25 protein-coding genes are annotated in these 23,078 nt (G+C 64.5%); 16 read left to right on the forward strand and 9 right to left on the reverse strand.

The genetic code is table 11. From position 1 onward, the window contains the following. The coding region (locus AAG799_RS14375; RefSeq protein ID WP_341897046.1) for an AsmA-like C-terminal domain-containing protein at positions 1-1,777 on the forward strand (1,777 nt) is incomplete at its 5' end. A 3-nt stretch (positions 1,778-1,780) separates the two neighbouring features. Here AAG799_RS14375 and AAG799_RS14380 read toward each other — a convergent pair. Beyond that, on the reverse strand, positions 1,781-2,560 hold the full coding sequence (locus AAG799_RS14380; RefSeq protein ID WP_341897048.1) for a GntR family transcriptional regulator: 780 nt from the start codon (positions 2,558-2,560) through the stop codon (positions 1,781-1,783). Between the two features lie 78 nt (positions 2,561-2,638). On the opposite strand from AAG799_RS14380, the gene AAG799_RS14385 reads away from it, so the two are divergent. Genes AAG799_RS14385 through AAG799_RS14405 form a run of 5 tightly spaced genes read left to right on the forward strand, consistent with a single transcriptional unit; the run spans position 2,639 to position 6,860 of the window. Next, entirely contained in the window at positions 2,639-3,136 is a 498-nt protein-coding gene (locus AAG799_RS14385) for a TRAP transporter small permease subunit (RefSeq protein ID WP_341897050.1), read from the forward strand. Then, a complete protein-coding gene (locus tag AAG799_RS14390; protein ID WP_341897055.1) occupies positions 3,133-4,422 on the forward strand; it encodes a TRAP transporter large permease in 1,290 nt (429 codons plus the stop codon). The genes AAG799_RS14385 and AAG799_RS14390 overlap by 4 nt, the downstream gene beginning before the upstream one ends. A 10-nt stretch (positions 4,423-4,432) precedes the next feature. Beyond that, entirely contained in the window at positions 4,433-5,467 is a 1,035-nt protein-coding gene (locus AAG799_RS14395) for a TRAP transporter substrate-binding protein (RefSeq protein WP_341897057.1), read from the forward strand. Further along, positions 5,467-5,817, forward strand: a complete 351-nt coding sequence (locus AAG799_RS14400; protein WP_341897059.1) for a TIGR04076 family protein — start codon at positions 5,467-5,469, stop codon at positions 5,815-5,817. The genes AAG799_RS14395 and AAG799_RS14400 overlap by 1 nt, the downstream gene beginning before the upstream one ends. A 5-nt stretch (positions 5,818-5,822) precedes the next feature. Beyond that, positions 5,823-6,860, forward strand: coding sequence for an aldo/keto reductase (locus AAG799_RS14405; protein ID WP_341897061.1), 1,038 nt, complete (start codon positions 5,823-5,825; stop codon positions 6,858-6,860). 25 nt (positions 6,861-6,885) lie between these two features. Here AAG799_RS14405 and tyrS read toward each other — a convergent pair whose 3' ends face one another. After that, on the reverse strand, positions 6,886-8,142 hold the full coding sequence (tyrS, locus tag AAG799_RS14410; RefSeq protein ID WP_341897062.1) for a tyrosine--tRNA ligase: 1,257 nt from the start codon (positions 8,140-8,142) through the stop codon (positions 6,886-6,888). Between the two features lie 101 nt (positions 8,143-8,243). Between tyrS and AAG799_RS14415 the strand changes: the two genes are divergently transcribed. Then, positions 8,244-9,341, forward strand: coding sequence for an anhydro-N-acetylmuramic acid kinase (locus AAG799_RS14415; protein ID WP_341897063.1), 1,098 nt, complete (start codon positions 8,244-8,246; stop codon positions 9,339-9,341). On the opposite strand, the gene AAG799_RS14420 is transcribed toward AAG799_RS14415, so the two are convergent. The 5 genes from AAG799_RS14420 to AAG799_RS14440 form a co-directional block, all read right to left on the reverse strand. Beyond that, a complete protein-coding gene (locus tag AAG799_RS14420) occupies positions 9,338-10,747 on the reverse strand; it encodes a hypothetical protein (RefSeq protein ID WP_341897065.1) in 1,410 nt (469 codons plus the stop codon). The genes AAG799_RS14415 and AAG799_RS14420 overlap by 4 nt on opposite strands. Before the next feature lie 102 nt (positions 10,748-10,849). Next, positions 10,850-11,356, reverse strand: coding sequence for a GNAT family N-acetyltransferase (locus AAG799_RS14425; RefSeq protein WP_341897067.1), 507 nt, complete (start codon positions 11,354-11,356; stop codon positions 10,850-10,852). Further along, positions 11,329-11,784: a GNAT family N-acetyltransferase gene (locus tag AAG799_RS14430; RefSeq protein WP_341897069.1), complete on the reverse strand. Its 456-nt coding sequence runs from the start codon at positions 11,782-11,784 to the stop codon at positions 11,329-11,331. Before AAG799_RS14430 ends, AAG799_RS14425 begins: the two co-directional genes overlap by 28 nt. 208 nt (positions 11,785-11,992) lie before the next feature. Then, complete coding sequence (locus AAG799_RS14435) at positions 11,993-12,295, reverse strand: BrnA antitoxin family protein (protein ID WP_341897072.1); 303 nt, start codon at positions 12,293-12,295, stop codon at positions 11,993-11,995. Continuing rightward, positions 12,255-12,548: a BrnT family toxin gene (locus AAG799_RS14440; protein WP_341897074.1), complete on the reverse strand. Its 294-nt coding sequence runs from the start codon at positions 12,546-12,548 to the stop codon at positions 12,255-12,257. The genes AAG799_RS14435 and AAG799_RS14440 overlap by 41 nt, the downstream gene beginning before the upstream one ends. 161 nt (positions 12,549-12,709) lie before the next feature. Here AAG799_RS14440 and AAG799_RS14445 point away from each other — a divergent pair, with 161 nt between their 5' ends. Next, the gene (locus AAG799_RS14445; RefSeq protein WP_341897076.1) at positions 12,710-13,486 is read left to right on the forward strand and encodes a hypothetical protein; all 777 of its coding nucleotides are present in this window, start codon (positions 12,710-12,712) and stop codon (positions 13,484-13,486) included. 230 nt (positions 13,487-13,716) lie between these two features. Here AAG799_RS14445 and AAG799_RS14450 read toward each other — a convergent pair whose 3' ends face one another. Continuing rightward, complete coding sequence (locus AAG799_RS14450; protein ID WP_341897078.1) at positions 13,717-14,403, reverse strand: alpha/beta hydrolase; 687 nt, start codon at positions 14,401-14,403, stop codon at positions 13,717-13,719. A gap of 129 nt (positions 14,404-14,532) precedes the next feature. Here AAG799_RS14450 and AAG799_RS14455 point away from each other — a divergent pair, with 129 nt between their 5' ends. The 4 genes from AAG799_RS14455 to AAG799_RS14470 all read left to right on the forward strand — a co-directional run bounded on the left by AAG799_RS14455 (position 14,533) and on the right by AAG799_RS14470 (position 17,373). Continuing rightward, positions 14,533-15,660 (forward strand): cysteine desulfurase family protein, encoded by a 1,128-nt coding sequence (locus AAG799_RS14455; protein ID WP_341897080.1) that lies wholly within the window; start codon positions 14,533-14,535, stop codon positions 15,658-15,660. Positions 15,661-15,827: 167 nt separating this feature from the next. Next, positions 15,828-16,199 (forward strand): group III truncated hemoglobin, encoded by a 372-nt coding sequence (locus AAG799_RS14460; protein ID WP_341897081.1) that lies wholly within the window; start codon positions 15,828-15,830, stop codon positions 16,197-16,199. An 84-nt stretch (positions 16,200-16,283) separates the two neighbouring features. Further along, entirely contained in the window at positions 16,284-16,610 is a 327-nt protein-coding gene (locus AAG799_RS14465) for a ferredoxin family 2Fe-2S iron-sulfur cluster binding protein (protein WP_341897083.1), read from the forward strand. 19 nt (positions 16,611-16,629) lie between these two features. Then, positions 16,630-17,373 carry a sulfite exporter TauE/SafE family protein gene (locus AAG799_RS14470; RefSeq protein WP_341897085.1) on the forward strand — a complete coding sequence of 248 codons (744 nt, stop codon included), beginning with the start codon at positions 16,630-16,632 and terminating at the stop codon, positions 17,371-17,373. On the opposite strand, the gene AAG799_RS14475 is transcribed toward AAG799_RS14470, so the two are convergent. Continuing rightward, positions 17,370-18,104 (reverse strand): GntR family transcriptional regulator, encoded by a 735-nt coding sequence (locus AAG799_RS14475; RefSeq protein ID WP_341897087.1) that lies wholly within the window; start codon positions 18,102-18,104, stop codon positions 17,370-17,372. The two genes, AAG799_RS14470 and AAG799_RS14475, sit on opposite strands and share 4 nt — an antisense overlap. A gap of 77 nt (positions 18,105-18,181) precedes the next feature. On the opposite strand from AAG799_RS14475, the gene AAG799_RS14480 reads away from it, so the two are divergent. The 4 genes from AAG799_RS14480 to AAG799_RS14495 are packed head-to-tail and all read left to right on the forward strand — an operon-like array spanning position 18,182 to position 22,662. After that, a complete protein-coding gene (locus tag AAG799_RS14480; protein WP_341897089.1) occupies positions 18,182-19,177 on the forward strand; it encodes a tripartite tricarboxylate transporter substrate binding protein in 996 nt (331 codons plus the stop codon). Positions 19,178-19,237: 60 nt separating this feature from the next. Continuing rightward, positions 19,238-20,977, forward strand: a complete 1,740-nt coding sequence (araD, locus tag AAG799_RS14485) for an L-arabinonate dehydratase (RefSeq protein WP_341897091.1) — start codon at positions 19,238-19,240, stop codon at positions 20,975-20,977. Beyond that, a complete protein-coding gene (locus AAG799_RS14490; protein ID WP_341897093.1) occupies positions 20,977-21,918 on the forward strand; it encodes an SMP-30/gluconolactonase/LRE family protein in 942 nt (313 codons plus the stop codon). The genes araD and AAG799_RS14490 overlap by 1 nt, the downstream gene beginning before the upstream one ends. A gap of 27 nt (positions 21,919-21,945) precedes the next feature. Continuing rightward, on the forward strand, positions 21,946-22,662 hold the full coding sequence (locus tag AAG799_RS14495; RefSeq protein ID WP_341897095.1) for a ribonuclease activity regulator RraA: 717 nt from the start codon (positions 21,946-21,948) through the stop codon (positions 22,660-22,662). Positions 22,663-23,078 lie beyond the last annotated feature (416 nt).

The following is a 23,078-nucleotide window of genomic DNA, read 5'->3' on the forward strand; positions in this document are numbered from 1 at the left end:
CACCGGCCTGCAGGAGCGCGACCAGATCGCCGAGATCAGCAGTGTGGCGCGCGGCAGCAGCGCCGATCTGCTCGGGCTGATCGACCAGAAGCCGCTCGGTTTTCCCTCCAAGCTCGGGATCAAGCCGGCCAGCGTCGGCGGCACCGGCGAGGTGCGCTTCCGCCTGCGCTTCCCGCTGTTCAACAACCTCAAGGTCGACGATATCGCGGTGAATGCGGAAGCCGACATGACCGATCTCAGCATGGATGGCCTGCTTGGGCGCTATGCGCTGAGCCAGGGCCAGATGAAGCTGAAGGTCGATACCAAGGGCCTGGAAGCGAATGGCCAGGCGGCGCTGAATGGCGTGCCGCTGCAGATCGGCTGGCGCGAGGAGTTCAGTGCCAGGGCGCCGGTCACCGCGCGCTACACCCTGAAAGGCCGCATCGACGAGGCCCAGCGCAAGGCGCTGGGCTATCCGCTGGCGCCCTATATCGACGGTCCGGCCGAGGCCAGCATGGAGATCGAGGAGCGCCGTGGCGGCGAGACCGCGATCGGTGGCGAGTTCGATCTCAAGGATGCCACCATAGCCATTGCCGATGCGCATCTGCTCAAACCCGCCGGCATGGCCGCCACCGGCCGCACCCAGATCCGCACCCGCAGCGGCCAGCCGGTGCAGTTCGACCTGATCGAGATCGCCAGCGCAGCGCTGTCGGCCAAGGCCAGCGCCGTGCTGAACAACGACAACAGCTGGTCGGCCGAGATCGCTTCGCTCAAGGCGGGCCCGAGTGCCGCCAAGGGCGATGGGCAGAGCGACCCCAAGGCTGATCCTAAGAGCGATGCCATGAGTGATGCCCGGGGACGCATCGCTTTTGCCGCCAATGGCGATTCACAGATCGCGCTCACCGGCCATCGCTACGACCTGCGCCCCTTCGTCGAGACGATTTTCAAGGATGACGCGCCGCCCGGCACCGTGAAGCCGCGCATGACGCTGAGTTTGCGCTTTGACGAGGCTCGGATCGACGATGTGCTGGAATTGCGCAACATGGCGCTGAACGTGCAGCGTGAACCGACGCGGATGGAAAAGGTCAACCTGACCGGCGGGTTTTCCACCACCGGCGGCGTGACACTGGCGATCGAGCCGGCGCTGAATGGCCGCGACCTCAGACTGGTCAGCGACAATGCCGGCGCCATGCTGCACTTCCTCGGCGTCACCGACATGCAGGGTGGCACCATGACGGTGAATGCCCGCTATGACGATACCCAGGCGACCCAGCCGCTGACCGGCAGGATGATACTGAAATCCGTGCGTGCCGTGCGCGCGCCATTCCTGGCGCGACTGTTCGGTGCGGCCTCGTTCGCCGGCCTCGGCGCGCTGCTCTCGGGGGAGGGCATCATGTTCGAGAATGGCGAGGTGCCGTTCGCGCAGAAGGATGGCGTGCTGACCATCCAGCCATCGCGGCTGAGCGGCTCGCAGCTCGGCATCACCTTCGAGGGTAATATCAACCAGAAGGCCGATACGGTGAGCATCAACGGCACCGCTGTGCCGGCCTTTGTGCTCAACACCATGCTGGGCAAGATTCCGCTGCTCGGCGACCTGCTGGTGGGCGACGGCATTCTCGGCGTGAATTTCGCCGTCTCCGGCGCCAAGAGCGATCCGCAATTCACCATCAATCCGCTGTCGGCGATTGCGCCGGGTTTCCTGCGGCGCATCTTCCAGGCGCCGGAAGTCAGCGTGCCCACACCGGGCGACAAGCCCGCACCCGAGCGGCTGCCGATGCGGCCGTCAGGGCAGGAATAGGCGCTAGCGCTTTTCCAGCAGATCGAAGGCCCAGCTGAGGTCGGCCTCCAGCGCGCGGCGCACGGCGGCGATATCACGCTTGCGCAGAGCCGCCACGATCCTGCTGTGGAAACTGCCGCGCGTGCCGCGCTGGCTGGCGCGGGTCTGGTCGGAATGCCGCTCCACCGCCGTGCGGATATAGGGGCCCGACTGCAGCCACAGGGACCGGATGATCGCCAGCAGGCTGGGCGAGGCGCAGGCCTCGTACAGCGTGAAATGGAAACGCTGGTTGCACAGCAGTTCCTGGTCGGCATCGCCGGCTTCTGCGGCGGCGATATAGGCGGCATCGGCGGCGGCCAGTTGCGCCAGCAGCGCCGGCGTGACATGCGCAGCCGCCAGTTCGGCGGCATGGCCCTCCACCAGCAGGCGGGTGCGGCGCAGGTCCAGCAGCCGCTCCGCCGTCATCGGCGGCACCCGCACCGAACGCTGCGCCTGGCCATCCAGCGCCTTTTCGGCGATCAGCCGGCGCAGCGCCTCGCGCACCGGCATCACGCTGGTATCGAAAGCCGCCGCCAGGTCGCGGATGGTCAGTTGCTGGCCCGGCTGCAGCCGGCCGCAGATCAGCGCGTCGCCCAGCTCGGCATAAACCCGGTCCTGCACGGTGTCGCGCGCCACCGGCGCCACGGCACGGCGCACGGCGGCGGAGCGATCGGCCGGGCTGCGATCTGCCAGGCCGCGCTTGGCTTTGCGCGGCTGGACGGCAGGGGAGGGCTTGGCACGCCCGGGCGAACGGTGGCTCGGCATGACGGCGAGCTTGACAGAAATTCGCCCTCATCTCTACTGTGATCACATATCATAAAGGGGGATGGCCGACCGCCAGCCATGCGAGATCGTTTCCATGCCGGGCCATTGCTTGCCGGCCGCCTTGAACGCGGCTTTGCCGTTGCCGGTGCGCTCGCGCTGCTGGCGATGGCCGCCGTGGCGTTTCTGGACGTCGCCTTCCGCAGTATCAACCGCCCGGTCACCGGCGCGTATGAACTGACAGCCGTGCTGGTGGCGCTCACCGTTTTCGCAGCCTTGCCGGGTGTCACCCGGCGCGACGAACACGTGCGCGCCGGGATGCTCGGCATGCTGGCCCAGCGGCATCCGGCGCTGGGTGCGACAATGCGCTGGCTGCGCCGCCTGCTGCTGGTCGTGCTGTTCGCCTATCTCGCCGTCACGCTGTGGAAGATGGGCCAGACCTTCCAGCGCGCCGGCGATCTGGCGCCTTTCATCGACCTCCCGCTGGCCTGGGTTGCCTGGTTCGGCGCTGCCAGCAGCGTGGTCAGCGCGCTCTGTGCCTTGTTCAGCCTGCGCGGCACGGGGGCGGAACTGGCATGACCGCCGCTGTTATTGCTCTCGTCGCCATGCTGGCGCTGATCGTGGTGGAAGTGCCGATCGCGGTGGCGATGGCGCTGCCCGGCATTGCCGGCTTCCTGTGGATGCTGGGCTGGGACCCCACCGCCTATATGGTGGCGGAAACCACCTTCAGCACGGTGAACTCCTATGCGCTGTCGGTGATCCCGCTGTTCATCCTGATGGGCAACCTGATCAACGAGGCCGATGTCTCGCGCGAGCTGTATGATGCAGCCTATCGCTTCGTCGGCCATCTGAAGGGCGGCCTGGCGATTGCCACCGTGATCGCCTGCGCCGCCTTTGCCGCCGTCTGCGGCTCCAGCCTGGCCACCGCGGCGGCGATGTCGAAAGTCGCCTATCCCTCGATGAAGCGTTACGGCTATGCCGATAATCTTGCCGCCGGCAGCATCGCCTCGGCCGGCACGCTTGGCATCATGATCCCGCCCAGCGTCGCCTTCATGGTCTATGGCATCATGACGCAGACCGATATCGGCAAGCTGTTCATGGCCGGCGTGCTGCCCGGCTTGCTCGGCGCGCTGCTCTATATCGGCGCCGTGATCGTCGTCGTCTGGCTGCGGCCGCAGGATGGCCCGGCCGGCGAGCGCAGCAGCTGGGGCCAGCGCTTTGCCGCCCTGCGCGGCACCGCAACGGTGCTCGGCCTGTTCCTGGTCGTGATCGGCGGCATGTATGGCGGCGTCTTCACCCCCACCGAAGGGGCCGGCATCGGCGCGGTTGGCGCCTTCATCATCGCGCTGGCCCGCCGCAAGCTGAGTTGGCGCCGGCTGTTTGCCATCCTGGTCGACACGGCAGCCACCACCACGATGCTGTTTTTCGTGCTGGTCGGCGCGCTGATCTTCTCGAAATTCATCACCATCGCCGGCTTCACCCAGGCGCTGACCGGCTGGTTCGCGGCGGCCGAGATCGGTCCGCTCGGCCTGATCGTCATCATCTGCGCACTATATCTGGTGCTTGGCTGCTTCCTCGAAAGCATGTCGATGATCCTGCTCACGCTGCCCATCGTGTTTCCGGTGGTGATGGCGGCGGGCTTCGATCCGATCTGGTTCGGCGTCATCATGGTCACGCTGATCGAGGTGGCGCTGATCACGCCGCCGGTCGGCATGAATGTCTACATGATGCAGACCCTGCTGCCGCATATCCCGATGAAGACCATCTTTGCCGGCGTCGGCGCTTTTGTTGCCGCCGATGTCATTCGTATCGTGTTGCTGATTGCGTTTCCTGCGATTTCCACCTTCCTGCCATCACTCATGTAAGAGGCCCGCCATGACTGCATATCGTTCGCTGATCCTCGCCGCCGTCGCGGCCACTGCTGTCGTCTCGACGGCTCAGGCCCAGACCGTGCTGCGCTTCTCCAACTGGCTGCCGCCGACGCACCATGTCGTCACCGAGATGGTCACGCCCTGGGCCGCCGATGTGGAAAAGGCCACCGATGGCCGCGTCAGGCTGCAGATCCTGCCCGCGCTCGGCGCGCCGCCGGCGCATTTCGATCTGGTTAAGAACGGTGTCGCCGATGTTGCCTTCGGCGTGCATGGCTATACCGCCAACCGCTTCAAGCTGACCGAGATGTCGGAGCTGCCGTTCACCACCGATCATGCGGTGGTCAATTCGGTCGCCTACTGGCGCACCTATACGAAACATTTCGCCAAGTATAACGAGCATGAAGGCACGCATCTGCTCGGCCTGTGGACCAACGGCCCGTACCAGCTGTTCACCAAGGCCAATGCCTTCACCAGCCTGGATGCGGTCAACGGCATCAAGATCCGCATTCCCGGCGCCACGGTGGAACGCATCACCAAGGCGCTTGGCATGACGCCGATTTCCTCGCCGCTCACCGAGGCCTATGAGCAGATTTCGCGCGGCGTCATCCAGGGCATGTTCCAGCAGAAGGAAACCGTGATCGCCTTCAACATGACCCAGCATATGCCGGTCGCCAGCTTCGTGCCCGGCGGCTTCGCCCATTCCAGCCAGTTCATGGTGGTGAATGAAGCCAAGTGGAAGGGCCTGGAGGCGCGCGACCGCGATGCCATCGCCAAGCTGTCGGGCGAGGCGATGGTCAAGCGCTTTGCCGCCATCTGGGAAGCCAAGGAGGCCGCCGCACTGGCGAAGTTCGCCGAGACCGGGGTGAAGGTGACCAACGTGGAAGGCAAGCTGCTGGAAGAGCTGCGCGCCAAGCTGCAGTTTGTCACCGACGAATGGCTGGCGGAAGCCACCAAGAAGGCGCCGGAAGCGCCGGCTGCGCTCGCCGAATACAAGGCGGCGATCCCGGCGGTGGCCAAAGACCTGAACGTCAAGCCGTAATGGCCGACGACAGCTTCAGTCTCTACGACCTGCGCATCGAGTGGGTGCCGGGCGACCGCTGCTTCTGTGCAGCCAAGCCCGGCGACCATTTCGAGCTGCATGGCGAGCAGCTGCAGTTTCCGCCGGGCCAGTCCTGGTCGATCTATGCGCTGGCGGCGCTGCTGCCGCTGTTGCCGGCCAAGCAGCGCGAGACGCATCCGAACGACTGGATGAGCACCGATGCGCTGGTCGCCTGTCCCGACCCGAACTGCAATGCGAAATTCCGCATCCGCCGTATGGCCAAACGCGAATTCCGCCATTCCGAAACCACCGCCGTTCCTCTCACCGGCAACGACGACAGCAAGGCGTAAAGAGCATGGTCGAGCGTTACGAGTTGGCCCCGGGCTATACCATGTCGCGGCTGCTGAAGGGCGGCTGGCATCTGGCCGGCGGCCATGGCGATGTCGACAGCAAACAGGCGATCGACGATATGGCCGCCTTTGTCGAGGCCGGCATCACCAGCTTCGACTGCGCCGACCATTACACCGGCGTGGAGGAGCTGATCGGCGATTTCCGCGCCGCCTATCCCGAACTCGGCCGTCGCATCGAGATCCATACCAAATTCGTGCCCGATTACGACCGCCTGACCAGCTGCGACCGCGCCTATGTCGAAAGTATCATTGACCGTTCGCTGACCCGCCTGCGCACCGACTGCCTCGACCTGGTGCAGTTCCACTGGTGGAATTACGCGGTGCCCGGTTATGTTGAGGCGATGGGCGTGCTCGACGATCTGCGCCGCGCCGGCAAGATCCGCCTGCTCGGCCTGACCAATTTCAACACCAGCACCACGCGCGAGATCGTCGCGGCCGGCGTGCCGGTGGCGGCCACACAGGTGCAGTATTCGGTGCTGGATGCGCGGCCCGAACGCGGCCTGGTCGAACTGTGCCGTGCGCATCGCATCGGCCTGCTGTGCTACGGCTCGCTGGCCGGCGGATTCCTGAGCGAGGCCTGGCTCGGCAAGCCGGAACCGCAGGAGCCGCTCGCCAATCGCTCGCTCACCAAATACAAGCTGATCATCGAGGATTTCGGTGGCTGGGCGCTGTTCCAGCAGCTGCTCGGCACCCTGCAGCAGATCGGCCAGCGCCACGGCGTCGGCATCGGCCAGGTGGCGACGCGATATGTACTGGATCGCCCCGGCGTTGTCGGCGCCATTGTCGGCGCGACGTCGACGAAACATCTGGCTGCCAACCTGCGGGTCGATACGCTGCGCCTCGATGCAACCGACCGCGCCGCGCTGGATGCAGTGCTATCGAAACGCCAGGGCCCGCCGGGCGACTGCTACGATATCGAGCGCGACAAGACCGGCCGCCATGGCCGTATCATGCGCTACAATCTGAATGACGGGCGGCATTAGCCGCCGGCAGCTTACGCCACCGGGATCAGGCGGCTTCGATCAGCACATGCTGTTTCTTGCCGAAGCTTAGGCGCAGCTGGCCATCGGCGCCGAGATCGGCGGCGGTAATCTTCTGCACTTCATCGCTCACCGGCTTGTCGTTCAGCTTGATGGCATTGCCGCGGATATGGCGGCGCGCCTCGCCGCCGGATTTCGCCAGCCCGGCTTCCAGCACCAGGGCAAAGGCCTCGATGCCGGCCTCCAGCCGCGCGCGCGCGACCGTCACCACCGGCAGGTCGCCGCCAAAGCTGCCCTGCTCGAAGGCCTTCTTCGCCGTATCGGCGGCGGCCTCGGCCGCGTCGCGGCCACGGCACAACGCGGTCGCCTCGGTGGCGAGGATCTTCTTGGCCTCATTCAGCTCGGCGCCCTGCAGCGCTTCCAGCCGCGCGATTTCATCGAGCGGCAGATCGGTGAACAGGCGCAGGAAGCGGCCGACATCGGCATCTTCGCAGTTGCGCCAGTATTGCCAGTAGTCATAGGTCGGCAGCATGTCCTCGTTCAGCCACACGGCACCCGAGGCGGTCTTGCCCATCTTGTGGCCGGCCGCCGTGGTCAGCAGCGGGCAGGTCAGGCCATAGAGGCTGAGGTCATGCACGCGGCGGCCGAGTTCGACACCGTTGACGATATTGCCCCACTGGTCCGAGCCGCCCATCTGCAGATTGCATTTGTAGCGCCGCGCCAGCTCGACGAAGTCGTAGGCCTGCAGGATCATGTAGTTGAATTCGAGGAAGCTGAGCGGCTGCTCGCGCTCCAGCCGCAGCTTGACGCTGTCGAACGAGAGCATGCGGTTGACCGAGAAATGCCGGCCATAGTCGCGCAGGAAGTCGATATACTGCAGCCTGTCGAGCCATTCGGCATTGTTGGCCATGATGGCATCAGACGGTCCGTCGCCAAAGGTCACGAAGCGGCCAAAGGCGGTCTTGATGCTGGCCATGTTGGCGGCGATGTCGTCGTTGGTGAGCAGCTTGCGCGCTTCATCCTTGCCCGAGGGATCGCCCACCTTGGTGGTGCCGCCGCCCATCAGAACGATCGGCTTGTGGCCGGCCTGCTGCAGCCGGCGCAGCATCATGATCGAGAGCAGATGGCCGACATGCAGGCTCGGGCCGGTGCAGTCATAGCCGACATAGCAGGTGATGCCCTGCGGCTGCTGCGCCAGCGCGTCCAGCGCCGCATTGTCGGTGCACTGGTGCAGATAGCCGCGCTGGCTCATGGTCTGCAGGAAGTCGGATTTGAACGCGGTCATGGTCTCTGGCTCGGACGGGCTTGATGGCTTAGGTAGGCTTTGATGGCCCGATGGTCTAACATATGGGCCCTGACTCGCCTAGCTTCCGGGCCCTGACCGCCGTGACCAAAACCCTTGAAAAACCGGCCTGGATCATCGGTTTGATGAGCGGCACCTCGATGGACGGCATCGATGCCGCCCTGCTGCGCACCGATGGCACCGGCATCGCCGGCTTCGGCCCGGCCCGCACCATGCCCTACGACCCGGCCCTGCGCGCGCGCATCCGCGCCTGCCTGAATGAAGGCCCCGGCGATGTTGCCAGCCTGTCGCGCGACCTCAGCCTGGCTCATGCGGCCGCCGTGCAGGCGCTGCTGCTGCAGGCCGGCATGGCCGCCGGCGAGATCGCCTGGCTCGGCTATCACGGCCAGACCCTGCTGCATCGGCCAGCCGAAGGCCGCACCTGGCAGACCGGCGATGGCGCGCTGCTGGCCAAACGCACCGGCATTGCCGTGGTGGCCGATTTCCGCAGCGCCGATGTCGCCATGGGCGGGCAGGGCGCGCCGTTGGTGCCGCTCTATCATGCCGCCCTGGCGCGCCATGCCGGGCTCGACGCGCCTTTGCTGGTGCTCAATCTCGGCGGGGTGGGCAATGTCACCTATATCGGCAGCAATGATGACAGCAGCCTGATCGCCTTCGACACCGGCCCGGGCAATGCGCTGATCGACGACTGGATGCAGCGCCATGCCGGCATCATGCAGGACGAGGGCGGCGCGACGGCGGGCCGTGGCGCGGTGAACGCCGAGCGCCTCGCGCGCCTGCTCGATCATGCCTATTTCAGTGCCCCGCCGCCAAAATCGCTCGACCGTGACGACTTCACGGCAGCGGCGGTGGAGGGGCTGTCAACCGAGGATGGCGCGGCGACGCTGGCGGCCTTCACGGCGGCGAGTGTCGCGCGGGGCCTGAGCCATCTGCCGCACCGACCGTTGCGATGTTTAGTGTGCGGCGGCGGGCGCCACAATGCGACGCTGATGCGGCTGCTGACCCAGCATCTCAACATGCCGGTGGAAGCGGTGGAGGCGGTCGGCTGGCGCGGCGACAGCCTGGAGGCGGAGGCCTTTGCCTTTCTCGCCGCCCGCGCCGTGCGCGGCCTGCCGCTCAGTTTGCCGGGGACGACCGGCGTGCGCGTGCCGGTGAGTGGGGGGCGGCTGTATCCGCTCTAGCCAGCTGTGACGCTGCGCTGTGGAATGTGATCGGCCCGCAGGGCCTGGCGATGGCCCGGCGTGGCGATCAGCGGCGCCACGGCATCGCCGATCAGGAAGTTGAATCCCACCTGGCTGCCGGTGCGCAGATCGTCGGGGGTGCCAATATTTGACAGCAGCGATTCCAGTTTATGCCAGGCCACGCGCTTGGCGAAGTTGGCCAGCAGTGCATTCTGGGTCCCGCTGTCGGCCGCCTCCACCGGCAGGCTGGTTTCGAAACCGTGTACGCCGCTGCCGGCATACAGATCAATCAGTTTCGGATCGGCAGGAATCTTGATCAGCCGCGATGCGCAGAATGGCTGCAGGTAGTTCATCGCATCGGCCACCCGACTGGCCGGTGTGCCGGGCGGGACGTTGCACAGCGTGATGCACAGCGAGCGGAACAGGCCGCGCGGCAGGTCGCGGAAACGGCTGAGATACAGGCCGCGGTTTTTCGAGGTCGCCAGGGTCTGGAACGACACCGGGATGATGATCACCCCCTGATGGCCGCCGGTCACCATGCGATGCATGCCGAGCAGGGCGGTGGTCAGGCGATAGCGGTCGAGCAGGAATTCGAGTTCCTCGGGGTCCTCCAGCATGGGATCGCTGGAATCGGCCGGCCGGCCAGTTGGTACATGGCTTACGGCCACGGTATAGAAGGAGAAGGCACGCCGCCGCGTGCTGAAATTCGGATAGAATGCCGCCTGGCATTCCTTCAGGAAACTGGCGCTTTTCTTTTTCTGGAACAGCGCAGTCAGCGACTGGTCGAGGTCGGCCAGATCGGGGCCCGCGCCAGTCATCGGCACGGCCGCCTGCGGCACCACGGCCTGGCTGAAATCCTCGAAAGGCTCGCCAGGATCGTCGTCAAACAGCATTACATCGCCTTGCGAGGACTGGCCGGTCTGCCGCACATGGTCGACCAGTTCGTGAATGGAGTCGATCTTGCTGGTGACGAAATCGCGATCAATCTCCGCCACGCGTGAGGTCACATGGATATCGGCGCCTGGCACTTCGCCCAGGATCAGCCGGCGCAGCTCGTCGGCGATCATTGCGGCTTTTGCCTTGGCCTGGGCATGCGTCAGGTGCAGGAACAGCACCAGAAAGTCGTCGTTGTCGAGATGGAAATGCGCATCGCCCGGGTCCAGGCGGCGGCGGATCGCGCTATCGACAATCTGATTGATCTTGTCGCGGCGTTCCTGCCATTGCTCGGCCAGTGTATCGCGGATGGCCTGCAGGCCGACCACTTGCAGGTTGCTGGCTTGCAGGCGGGGCGGCAGACCAGCCTTGGAGAGAGTCTGTTTGGATTGCAGGCGCGACGAGGAGGCGGCGCTGTCGAGATCGTCCTCTGCGCCCAAAATCCGTTTGATCCAGCCGAATGCACCGACCATGAGTGTTCTCCTGCAATACAGGATAAGTGCCCGTAGAGAGGTTCGCGTCGAAATTTCCGGTTACTTTTGCGCCGGCAGAATTACTTTTCGGAAATGTCGCGGCTACAGCGCCTTAACCATGGCATAGGTCGCACCGCTGCGATGCGTCAGGTAGCTGACGCGGTGATAGCCGAGGCGTTCGTAGAATTCGACACCGGTGAGCGAGGCCGAGAGCGCCAGTTGCGCATCGCCGCGCAGCTGCGCATGAGCCTCGATATGCTCGACCAGCAGGCGGCCGAGGCCGAGCCGCTGGCGTTCCGGCGCCACGAACAGCGCCCAGAGCTGGCCGTCGGCATAGCCCACGGTGGCGACGATCTCGCCGTCGATCTCGGCCACGAACACATCCTGATGCTGGATGCGCTGCATCACGCGCCCGGCCGAGAAGCCGGCAAACACATGGCCGATTTCTTCCACCGAATAATCGGCGGCATTGCTGACCCGCAGCGTGCGCTGGATCAGCGCCGCAATCGTGTTGGCATCGGCTGCGGTGGCGGGGCGGACCGGGATGGCGAACATGAAGTACAGATAGGGCGTCGTCGCTGCTAAACCAACAGCTTCACCATCAGCCATGTCGAACCGTCAGGGCGCGGCTCGAAGCGGATGTCACGATAGCCGAGCCGTGCATAGAAAGACCGTGCTGTCAGCGAAGATGACAGATGCAGTTCCGTCAGGCCGGTATTGCGGGCATGGCCTTCCAGATATAGCGCAAGGTCGCGACCGATCCCGCTGCGTTGATGGTCTGGATCGACGAAAAGGGAATGCAGCTTGCCGTTACCCAGGCTGATTGTGCCGCAGATATTGTTGCCGGATCGCGCGATAAAGACATCGCGTGTCCTCATCTTCTCCGACACAAGCGCAGGTGTGAAATTATTACAGATCGCAGCAATGGTGACGGCATCGTAATCGGCCGCATTGCTGATGCGCACTGTTCGCTGGATCAGCGCCGCAATTGTGCTGGCATCGGCTTCGCTGGCGGGATGGATTGAGATGGCGAACATGCAGAGTCAGATAGGGTGGGGTGGCGAGAAAACCCAGATGGTCGCACCCGGGCCTGTGAAGAGGTTCGTCACCCTCGGATTTAGTCCGAGGGTCCATCTGTCGGCGCCACGCGGTCATGACCGCGAAGGACAGGCGCCGTCATCGCCGCCGTGAGGGCAATGGACCCTCGGACTAAATCCGAAGGTGACGGCTTGTGGAGGTGACCGCTCACCCCTTGTCGCTATCCGTCTTGGCGACATGCTGACGCAGCACGGCATTGATCGCGCTCTGATAGCCGCGTCCGGCTGCATGATCCTTGAACCATTGCAGCACATCGGCATCGAGCCGGATGGTGACCGACTGCTTGAGCGGGCGATACAGCGCGCCGCGCCGGGCATAGCGCCAGTTCTCCGCCGGTGCCTCTGGGATATCGACGGTATCGATCTGCTCGTCGGGCATGGCGCGCAGGCGCTCGAGCTGCTGTTTCTGGTCAATGGTCAAAGGCTTCGGTTTCGTAGCGATGTCTTTCATGGGCCGTCGCCTTTCGGGCGCTGATCAGTCTGATGCAGGTCTCGTCGGCGTGGTCAGGATAGGCATGCACCACCACCAGAATTGCGATGCCGTCGACCAGGCCGATGGCGTGCCAGCGCTCTTCACCATCGACAATACGATCCGGCAGCAGCAGATGTTTCGGGTCGTCCCAGACGCGGCAGGCCAATTCAAAAGCCACATCATGCTTTGCGATATTGCGACGGGCTTTCTGGTCGTCCCACTCGAAGATCATGGGGTGGCCTGATCTGCGAAGAGTGTATGTACAATTATGTAGTTTGTCAAGGCAAGCGGCTACAATAATATGCATATAATCATATCTGTTCTATATTTGTTTTACTTTCCTGTCAATCCGCGCTATCCTGATCCGCCTCTGCCATTTGCATGGAGGCTGTCATGCCCATGACCGAAACCCTGCCGGCGCGCGGTGCTGCCGCTGCGCCGCCGCGTCAACGCGCGCGGATCGACTGGAAACGCGGTGCCAGCCTGCTGGTCGAGGGCGAGAAACCCTCCGCGGTGGCCGCAGCACTCGGTATCGCGGAAGAGAAACTCTGGCTGCATTTGCGCAACAGCCTGCGTTTCCAGTTCCTGCTGCGGCAGGCGCGCGAGCGCCGGCAGCTGCTCGGCCGCCTGCGTTTTGAGGCGGTGAGCGGCGATGCGGCCCTGCGCGGCACCCTGCATGTCGAAAGCGCCGATGGCGATACGCTGAAATGGCTCGCCAGCGAAAGCGGCCTCAGCGACACGGCAACCGATGACAGCGCGCGCGATGTGATTGCGCAGCTGAGCGACACCGGCCGCCGGCCGCCCAACCAGGCCTTCCGCAAACGCATCGCGGCCGAGCGCAAAGACATGGACGCGCAGGTGGCCGAGGCGCGCGACTTTCTTGCCACGCTGCAGGCAGCCGACAAGGCGAAATTAGAGTCGGATAAGGTGAAATTAGAGTCGGATAAGGTGAAATTAGAGTCGAATAAGACGGAATTAGAGTCGAATAAGCCTGAGTTAGACTCGCATAAGCCAAAACCAGAGTCGCCTAAGGTTCAGACAGCGCCGCCGCGACCCGCCGAGCGACCACCGCGCAGCCCATCACCGGTCACGCGCAGCCCGGCGATTGTCGATCTCACCGATATGTATGGCAATCCGCTGCCCGATGCGGGCGGCGTGCGGCCGGGGTGATCCATCCGGGCATGCCTCACTCCCAAAATCGTCATCCTCGGGCTTGTCCCGAGGATCCATCCCAACCCTCCGCGCATCTGCCGGTGCATGTCAGCGCCGGCAGATGGACCCTCGGCACAAGGCCGAGGGTGACGGTCTTATTTTGAGAAGGCCGTGCTTATCTTGAGAAGACCGTGCCTATCTTGAGAAAGCCGGGCCGACGACTGCCGCGCTTAGCTCTGCTGCGCAGCCTAGCTTTGTTGAGCAGCCTGGGCGCCCTTGCCGGCGCGGGCCGAGGTCGGCGTGAAGCTGGTCTTCACATACTTGTCGGCGGCCGAGGTCAGCTCATCCAGCTTGCCCTCGAAGAAATGATCGGCGCCGGCCACCTTGCGGTAGTCGATCTTGATGCCCTTCTGCAGCGCCAGCCGCTGGGCCAGCTTGGCCACTTCGGGTTCCGACACGATCTTGTCGTCGGTGCCCTGGATGATCAGGCCGGACGACGGGCAGGGCGCGAGGAAGCCGAAATCGAACATGCCGGCCGGCGGGGCGACGGAGATGAAGCCGTCGATCTCTGGGCGGCGCATCAGCAACTGCATCGAGATCCAGGCGCCGAAGGAAAAGCCGGCGATCCACACGGCCGAGGCATTGGCATTGACGCCCTGCAGCCAGTCGAGCGCGGAGGCCGCATCGGAGAGTTCGCCCTGGCCGTTGTCGAAGGTGCCCTGGCTGCGGCCGACGCCGCGGAAGTTGAAGCGCAGCACCGAGAAGCCACGCTTGGCGAAGACGTGAAACAGGTTATAGACAACCTTGTTGTTCATCGTCCCGCCATACAGCGGGTGCGGATGCAGGATCAGCGCGATCGGGGCATTGGCCTCCGGCCCGTGGGTATAGCGGCCTTCAAGCCGCCCGTCGGGGCCGGGGAATATGATGTCAGGCATTTTTGTTCGTCACTCTGGCGCCTCTGGGGGAGGGGGGCGGCGCTGGAAAATCGGTTGATCGGGCCATAGGGTCCGTATCTGGGGTTTTACCATACTCGGCAGAGCGAAATTCAAGCTTAAAAGCAGGAAATGAACTCCACCTACCTTGACTATAACGCAACGGCACCGCTCCGGCCCGAGGCCCGGGCCGCCCTTCTGGCGGCTCTGGAGGCCCCGGCGAACCCCTCGTCGGTGCACCGTTTCGGCCGTGCAGCGCGGGGAATCGCCGATATTGCCCGCCGCCAGGTCGCCGATCTGGTCGGCGCCGAGGCCAAACGGGTGGTGTTCACCTCGGGCGGCACCGAGGCCAACAATCTGGCGCTCCGTCTTGCATGCGAAGCGGCCGGGGTGAAAAGCCTGATCGTGGCCGCCATCGAGCACGACTCGGTTCTGCGACCGGCCCGCCATCTCGGCCTGCCCCTGACCGAGGTTGCCGCCGGGCCTGACGGCCGGATCGACCCGGCTGCGGTGGCGGCAGCCCTGACCACGGCGGCGCAACCCGCCCTGGTCTGCCTGATGCTGGCCAACAACGAGACCGGCACGATCCAGCCGGTCGCCGAGGTCACCCGGCTGACCCATGCCTCCGGCGCCCTGGTGCTCTGCGACGCGGTGCAGGCGGCCGGCAAGATCCCGGTCGATCTCAGCCAGCTGGGCTGCGACTTCCTCACCCTGTCCGGCCACAAGCTGGGCGGCCCCACCGGGGTCGGTGCCCTGATGCTGCGCGACGACTGGGTGCCGGCGCCGCTCCTGCGTGGCGGCGGCCAGGAGCAGGGCATGCGGGCCGGCACCGAGAACCTGCCGGGCATCGCCGGCTTCGGTGCCGCGGCGGCGGCGGCCCAGCAGGGCCTTTACGACTTCAAGCAGATCGCCGCCCTGCGCGACCGGCTGCAGGCCAGCCTGCTGGCCGCCTGTCCGGCCGCCCCGGTCCATGGCGGCAACACGGAAGCGCGGCTACCCAACACCCTGTGCATCGGCATGCCCGGCGTGCCGGCCGAGACCCAGGTGATGGCCTTCGACCTGGCCGGGGTGGCGGTGTCGGCCGGCTCGGCCTGCTCCTCGGGCAAGGTGACGCCGAGCCATGTGCTCACCGCCATGGGCCTGCCCGAGCAGGCCGCCCGCGAAGCGGTGCGCTTCAGCCTCGGCTGGGCCAGCAAGCCGGAGGATGTGGAGCGCGCGGCGGCAGCCTGGATCGCGCTGTGGCAGCGCAAGTCGAAGTGATGTTTTGAGTGATATAACTATTATAATATATTGATATTTAATAAAAAATACATATAAGTTGAAGTGATTTGTTCTTGCCATATCAAGATGGCCTTCGGTTGATCCTGCGCAAAGCGGCGGTGGTCGGCACCGGCTAGGGTCACCCTGTCACGCAGCAGGAGAGGGACATGGCCGAGGCCGCAATCGCACCGGAACCGATCACCGAGGAGATGGTCCAGGCCCTGGTCGAGACCTTCTATACCCGGGCTCATGCCGACCCTTTGTTGGGCCCGTTCTTCGCCGCCACCATCGCCGACTGGCAGGAGCATCTGGCCACTGTCGGTGCCTTCTGGTCGCGCGCCCTGATCGGCACCGACCGCTACCGCGGCTGTGTCATGAGTGCGCACACCCATCTGCGCATGACCTCGGCGCATTTCGAGCGCTGGATGGCCCTGTTCGAGACCGCCGCCCGCGAGACCCTGTCGCCGGCCGGCTACGAGCGGGCGATGTCGGTGGCCGGCTTCATCGAGGAGCGGCTGCGGGAATTCGGCCGCCACTGATCCCGGGCGGCAGCCCGGCGGGGTTGCGACAGACCGGGGGGGGCGATATATCCACCGCGCCCCCCAGAGTGGAGTCAGTCCCCGATGCCGAAAATGACCTTCATCCAGCCGGACGGGAAGCGCGTCGAGGTCGACGCCCCGGTCGGCCTGTCGGTGCTGGAGATCGCCCACAAGCACGGCATCGATATCGAGGGCGCCTGCGAGGGCTCGCTGGCCTGCTCGACCTGCCATGTCATCATCGACGCCGACTGGTATGGCAAGCTGGCCCCGGCCAAGCCCGACGAGGAAGACATGCTCGACCTCGCCTTCGGCCTGACCAAGACCTCCCGGCTCGGCTGCCAGCTGATCATGTCGGATGCCCTGGATGGTCTGGTGGTCAGCCTGCCGACTGCCACCCGGAACATGATGTAAGCCAGTCGCCGGCATCCAGGTGGACCCGCTTTATATTGTCGTCGCGCTCGGCGCGGCCCTGGCCGGTTTTGTCCAGGGCCTGTCGGGTTTTGCCTTCGCCATGGTGGCGATGGCGGTCTGGGCCTGGTGGGTCGATCCCCAGTTGGCGGCAGCCATGGCCGTGTTCGGCGGCTTCAGTGGCCAGCTGCTGGCCGCCGTCACCGTGCGGCGTGGCTTCGACTGGAAACTGCTGCTGCCTTTCGTGCTGGGCGGCCTGGCCGGCATTCCGGTCGGGGTCGGCATCCTGCCGCTGCTCGACGTCAATGTGTTCAAGCTGGCGCTCGGCGGCCTGCTGGTGGTGATCTGCCCGATCATGCTGCTGGGCAACCGGCTGCCGAAGGTGCGCTTCGGCGGGCGGGGCGCCGATGGGGCGGCCGGCTTCATCGGCGGCGTGCTCGGCGGCATCGCCGGCGTGTCGGGCGCGATCCCCACATTATGGTGCACGCTGCGCGGCATGCCCAAGGATGCCCAGCGCGCGGTGATCCAGAATTTCAATCTCGGCATGCTGGGGGTGACGCTGGCCACCTATATCGGCACCGGCGTGATTTCGGTGGCGACGCTGCCGATGCTGGCCATCGTGCTGCCGGCCATGCTGATCCCCACCCTGCTGGGGGCGAAACTCTATATCGGCATCAGCGAGGCGAGCTTCCGCCGTATCGTGCTCGGGCTGCTCACGGTATCGGGGCTGGCCATGCTGGCGGCGGCGCTGCCCAGGCTGATCTAGTCGCGGAACCAGGCCGGGTATTTCGCCCGGATCGTCGCGCTGTCGGTCAGCGAACGCGACAGGTGATGGCGCAGCGCGGCGCGCGCATGTTCGGGATCGCCCGATTCAATCGCATCGACAATCGCCGTATGGTCGGCAACGATCTGCTGCGGGCGGCCCTCGATCGGCAGATACAGGCGGCGCAGGCGGTCGATATGGCCGCTGTGGCGCCGCACCAAAGTCCACAGATCGGGCACGGCGGCGGCCAGATAGATCTCCCGATGAAACGCCTGGTCGGCATCGTTGAAGCGGGCGAGGTCGCCGCTCTCGGCCAGGCCACGCTGCAGTTGCAGGATCTCGCGCAGGCGCGCGATCAGTGCCGCGTCATGCTGCCTGGTCAGCAGCTGCACGGCTTCGGTCTCGATCGAGCGGCGCAGGAAATGTGCCTGCTGTGTCAGGGTGAGGTCGATCGGGCTGACCCGGGTGGCATGCTGGGGGAAAATCTCCACCAGCGACTCTTCGGCCAGCCGCATCAGGGCATCGCGGATCGGCGTCGAACTCAGGCCGAAACGCAATTGCAGCTCGGTGCGCGACAGCACGGTGCCCGGCGGCAATTCCAGCGCGATGATCTTCTCGCGCAGATGCTCGAACACCTGCGGTGCCGCCTGGCGCGAGCGGTCGCGCGCGAGCTTGTCCTGCTGCTCCGCATTGAGCGGGGCGGTGCGGGCGAGCAGGGATGAAACGGTATCCATGTTCCTTCTGTACCATGATTGACGCACTAATGCATTAGTGCTTTAGTTTGCCGATAATAATAACCGGAGGAATCATCATGACATCCAAAATCCGCTTCAGGCGCCTCGCGGGCGCCGCGGCCATGCTTGGCCTGCTCGTTACCCCCGCGCTGGCCCCGTCGGCCGTGGCGCAGGCCTATCCCGACCGCAATGTCACGATGATTGTGCCGTTCCCGGCCGGCGGCGCGTCCGACATCACCGGGCGCAGCGTGGCGGCCAAGCTGAGCGAAAGCCTGGGCAAGACCGTGGTGGTGGACAATCGCGCCGGCGCCAATGGTTCGCTGGGCGCCACCCTGCTCAAACAGGCCGCGCCCGATGGCTACACCATCCTGGTCGGCTCGATCGGCGTGTTTGCCATCAACCCGGCGCTGTTCAAGGATCTGAAATACGATCCGATGAAGGATTTCGACCTGCTCACGGTCGCCGTGCGCACGCCGAATGTGCTGGTCGCCAATCCGAACTTCCCCGCCAGCACGGTGAAGGAACTGGTCGAATACCTGAAGAAGAACCCTGACAAGGTGTCGTTTGCTTCCTCGGGCACCGGCTCGTCGGATCATCTGACCGCCGCGCTGTTCATGCAGAAGACCGGCACGGTGGGCGTGCATGTCCCCTATAAGGGCGGCGGGCCGGCCATCGCCGATCTGATCGGCGGCCATGCCAATGTGTCGTTCCAGAATCTGGGCGCCATTGCCAACCATGTGCGTGCCGGCAAGCTGAAGGCCCTGGCCGTCACCGCCGACAAGCGCAATGCGGCCCTGCCCGATGTGCCGACCATGGCCGAAGCCGGCGTCAAGGATGTCGAGGTCTATTCCTGGCAGGCGGCAGCCGCGCCCAAGGGCCTGCCGGCCGATATCCGCGCGCGCCTGGAAAAGGAGACCATCGCTGCGCTGAACGCGCCCGAGGTCAAGGCCAAGTTCAATGACATCGGCTTCGATGTGGTGGCCAATACCAGCAAGCAGTTCGAAACCTTCCTGGCGGCGGAAATTGCCCGCTGGAAAACCGTCATCGAGGTCGGCAAAATCCAGCCAGAATAAGCTACAGTCGCGGGGCGGGCAGCGATGTCCGCCCCATCTGCTTTTACAAGAGTCGAGATCATGGCCAGCAAGAAGAAGACCCCGGACCAGTTACGCAGCGCCCGCTGGTTTGCCCCTGACGACCTGCGCAGCTTCGGCCACCGCTCGCGCATCATGCAGATGGGCTATGCCGCCACCGAATGGACCGGCAAGCCGCTGATCGCCATCGTCAACACCTGGTCCGATATCAATCCCTGCCATGCGCATTTCAAGCATCGCGTCGAGGACGTGAAGCGCGGCGTGCTGCAGGCCGGCGGCCTGCCGATCGAACTGCCGGCGATCTCGGTGTCGGAAAGCTTCGTCAAGCCGACCACGATGCTCTACCGCAACATGCTGGCGATGGAGACGGAAGAGCTGATCCGCAGCCATCCGGTGGATGGCGTGGTGCTGATGGGCGGTTGCGACAAGTCCACGCCGGGCCTGCTGATGGGCGCCACCAGCGCCGGCCTGCCGATGATCTACCTGCCGGCCGGCCCGATGCTGCGCGGCAACTGGAAGGGCAAGATTCTCGGCTCCGGCTCCGATGCCTGGAAATTCTGGGACGAGCGCCGCGCCGGCAATATCTCGAACCAGGAATGGAATGATATCGAGGCCGGTATCGCGCGCTCTTACGGCACCTGCATGACCATGGGCACGGCTGCCACCATGATGGCGATCACCGAGGCCATCGGCATGACCCTGCCGGGCGCCTCTTCCATTCCGGCCGCCGATGCCAACCATATCCGCATGAGCAGCGAATGCGGCCGCCGCATTGTCGACATGGTATGGGAAGACCTCACGCCCACCGTGATCCAGACCCGCAAGGCCTATGAAAACGCCATTGCAGTGGCGATGGCGATGGGCTGCTCCACGAATGCAATTATCCATCTGATCGCCATGGCGCGCCGCGCCGGGCAGGATATCTCGCTGGATGATTTCGAAACGGCGTCGCGCAAGGTGCCGGTGATCGCCAATATCCGGCCCTCGGGCGAAGCCTATCTGATGGAAGATTTCTTCTATGCCGGCGGCCTGCCGGCGCTGATGACCCGCATCAAGCCGCATCTGCATCTGGATGCCGTCACGGTCAGCGGCAAGACGCTGGGCGAGAACATTGCCCATGCCCAGGTGCATCAGGATGATGTGATCCGCAGCGTGGAGAATCCGATCTATGCCGAGGGCGCGCTGGCGGTGCTGAAGGGCAACCTGGCCCCCGATGGCTGCGTGATCAAGCCGAGTGCCTGTGAGCCGCGCTTCCTCAAGCATTCCGGCCCGGCCCTGGTGTTCGACGATTATCCGTCGATGAAAAAAGCGGTGGATGACGAGAATCTGGATGTTACCGCCGATCATGTGCTGATCTTGCGCAACGCGGGCCCCTTGGGCGGGCCCGGCATGCCGGAATGGGGCATGCTGCCGATCCCGAAGAAGCTGGTGAAGCAGGGCGTGCGCGACATGGTGCGCTTATCAGACGCGCGCATGAGCGGCACGTCTTACGGTGCCTGCATCCTGCATGTGGCGCCCGAATCCTATATTGGCGGGCCGCTGGCGCTGGTGCGCAATGGCGACATCATTTCGCTGGATGTCGACAAGCGCACAATCACCCTGGATGTGCCCGAGGCCGAACTGGCGAAACGCAAGGCGGCATGGAAACAGCCCGAGGTGCGCTACGAGCGTGGCTATGGCTGGATGTTCTCCAAGCATATCAAGCAGGCCGATCAGGGCTGCGACTTCGATTTCCTGGAAACCGATTTCGGCGCACCGGTGCGCGAACCGGATATCTTCTGATGTGGACGCTGCCTACGTCGCGCTATCCCGATCCGGCCGTGCAGGTGCTGGACGACAGCTTCATCAAGCTGCGCCTGCGCACGGCAGCAGTGGAAAGACTCACCACCGGCTATCGCTGGGCCGAAGGTCCGGTGTGGTTCGGCGACCAGCGTTGCCTGATCTGGAGCGACATCCCGAATAACCAGATGCTACGCTGGGACGAGCAGACCGGTGCGGTCAGCGTGTTCCGCAAGCCCTCGCACTATGCCAACGGCAATACGCGCGACCGGCAGGGTCGGCTGGTCACCTGCGAACACGAAACGCGCCGGGTGACGCGCACGGAATATGACGGCAGCATCACCGTGCTGGCCGACCGTTTCGAGGGCAAGCACTTCAACTCGCCCAACGACATCGTGGTGAAATCTGACGGCACGGTGTGGTTCACCGATCCGATCTTCGGCGTCAACAGCAACTACGAAAGCCGCAAGTCGACCTCCGAGCTGCCGCAACATGTCTATCGCCTCGATCCGGTGACCGGCGAGCTGAGCGTGGTGGCCGAAGGCCTGAAGGGCCCGAATGGCCTGGCATTCTCGCCCGACGAAAGCCGGCTCTATGTTGTTGAATCACTGGCCGCGCCCAATCGCCTGATCCATGTCTATGACGTGAGAGGCGGCAAGACGCTGACCAACCGCAAAGTGCTGATCGATTGCGGCGCCGGCACGGCGGATGGCTTCCGCGTCGATACCGGCGGCAACCTGTGGTGCGGCTGGGGCATGGGCAGCGACGAGCTGGATGGCGTGATGGTGTTCAATGCCGATGGTCGCGCCATCGGCCGTATCGCGCTGCCGGAACGCTGCGCCAATCTGTGCTTTGGCGGCGAAATGCGCAACCGCCTGTTCATGGCCTCCAGCCAGTCGATCTATGCGCTCTATGTCGATGCCCAGGGCGCGACACTTTCCTGATTGTTTAAAAAAAGAAGGACCTCTCCCGTGACTCTCAAGGCCGAAACCCGCGACAAGCTGAAAACCGTCAGCACTGCCACGCTCGCAACAGCGCTGTACAAGCGCGGCCTGCGCAGCCAGTTCATCCAGGATGTGAAGCCGCTCAATCCGTCGCTGCCCACCATGGTGGGCGAAGCCTTTACGCTGCGCTACATGCCGGCGCGCGAAGACCTAAACCCGATCACGGTGTTCCAGAACCCCGAGCATCCGCAGCGCAAGGCGGTGGAAATCTGCCCCGAAGGCGCCGTGCTGGTGATGGACAGCCGCAAGGATGCGCGCGCCGCCTCGGCCGGTTCGATCCTGATCTCGCGCCTGATGGTGCGCGGTGTGGCCGGCGTGGTGACCGATGGCGGCTTCCGCGATTCCGGCGAGATCGCCCAGATGAAGATTCCGGCCTTCCACAGCCGGCCCTCGGCGCCGACCAATCTGACCCTGCACCAGGCCATCGACATCAACGTACCGATCGGCTGCGGCGATGCGCCGGTGTTTCCTGGCGATGTGCTGGTCGGCGATGCCGATGGCGTGATGGTGATCCCGGCCGCGATTGCCGATGAGATCGCCGTTGAGGCCGTCGAGATGACGGCGTTCGAGGATTTCGTCACCGAGCAGGTGCTGGGCGGCCGCTCGATCAGGGGACTTTATCCGGCCACCGATCCGCAGACCAAGGTGGATTTCGAGGCCTGGCGGAAGCAGAAGGGGCGGTAAGCGCTTCCTTCGCCCATTACACCAAGATCGTCACCCTCGGCCTTGTGCCGAGGGTCCATCTGTTCGATTTCGCATGCGATAACCATGGGATGGATCCTCGGGACAAGCCCGAGGATGACGGTTAGTGGTTGCGAAACCAGTCTTGCTTATCTCCAAAAGTATTTTATACTTAAAGTAATTTCGAGGCCACCTTAGCTAGTCGCCACTATTTAAACACTTCGTTATTGTGCATTCTGAATAAACCTTGATTTCGGACGTGGAATGCGAAATATCCGCTGTTCAAGGCGGCAGGATCATATTATATGTACACATATGATTTAGGTCGTGAGTTCCCGGCATCGCTGCTGTATTGCCGCGCTGCCCCCCAATGCTGATTCAGAGAAATCGGATTCCTGAGCCATGACGTCTTCCGCCGC

Source organism: Ferrovibrio terrae (assembly GCF_943371255.1).
GTDB classification, from domain to species: domain Bacteria; phylum Pseudomonadota; class Alphaproteobacteria; order Ferrovibrionales; family Ferrovibrionaceae; genus Ferrovibrio; species Ferrovibrio terrae_B.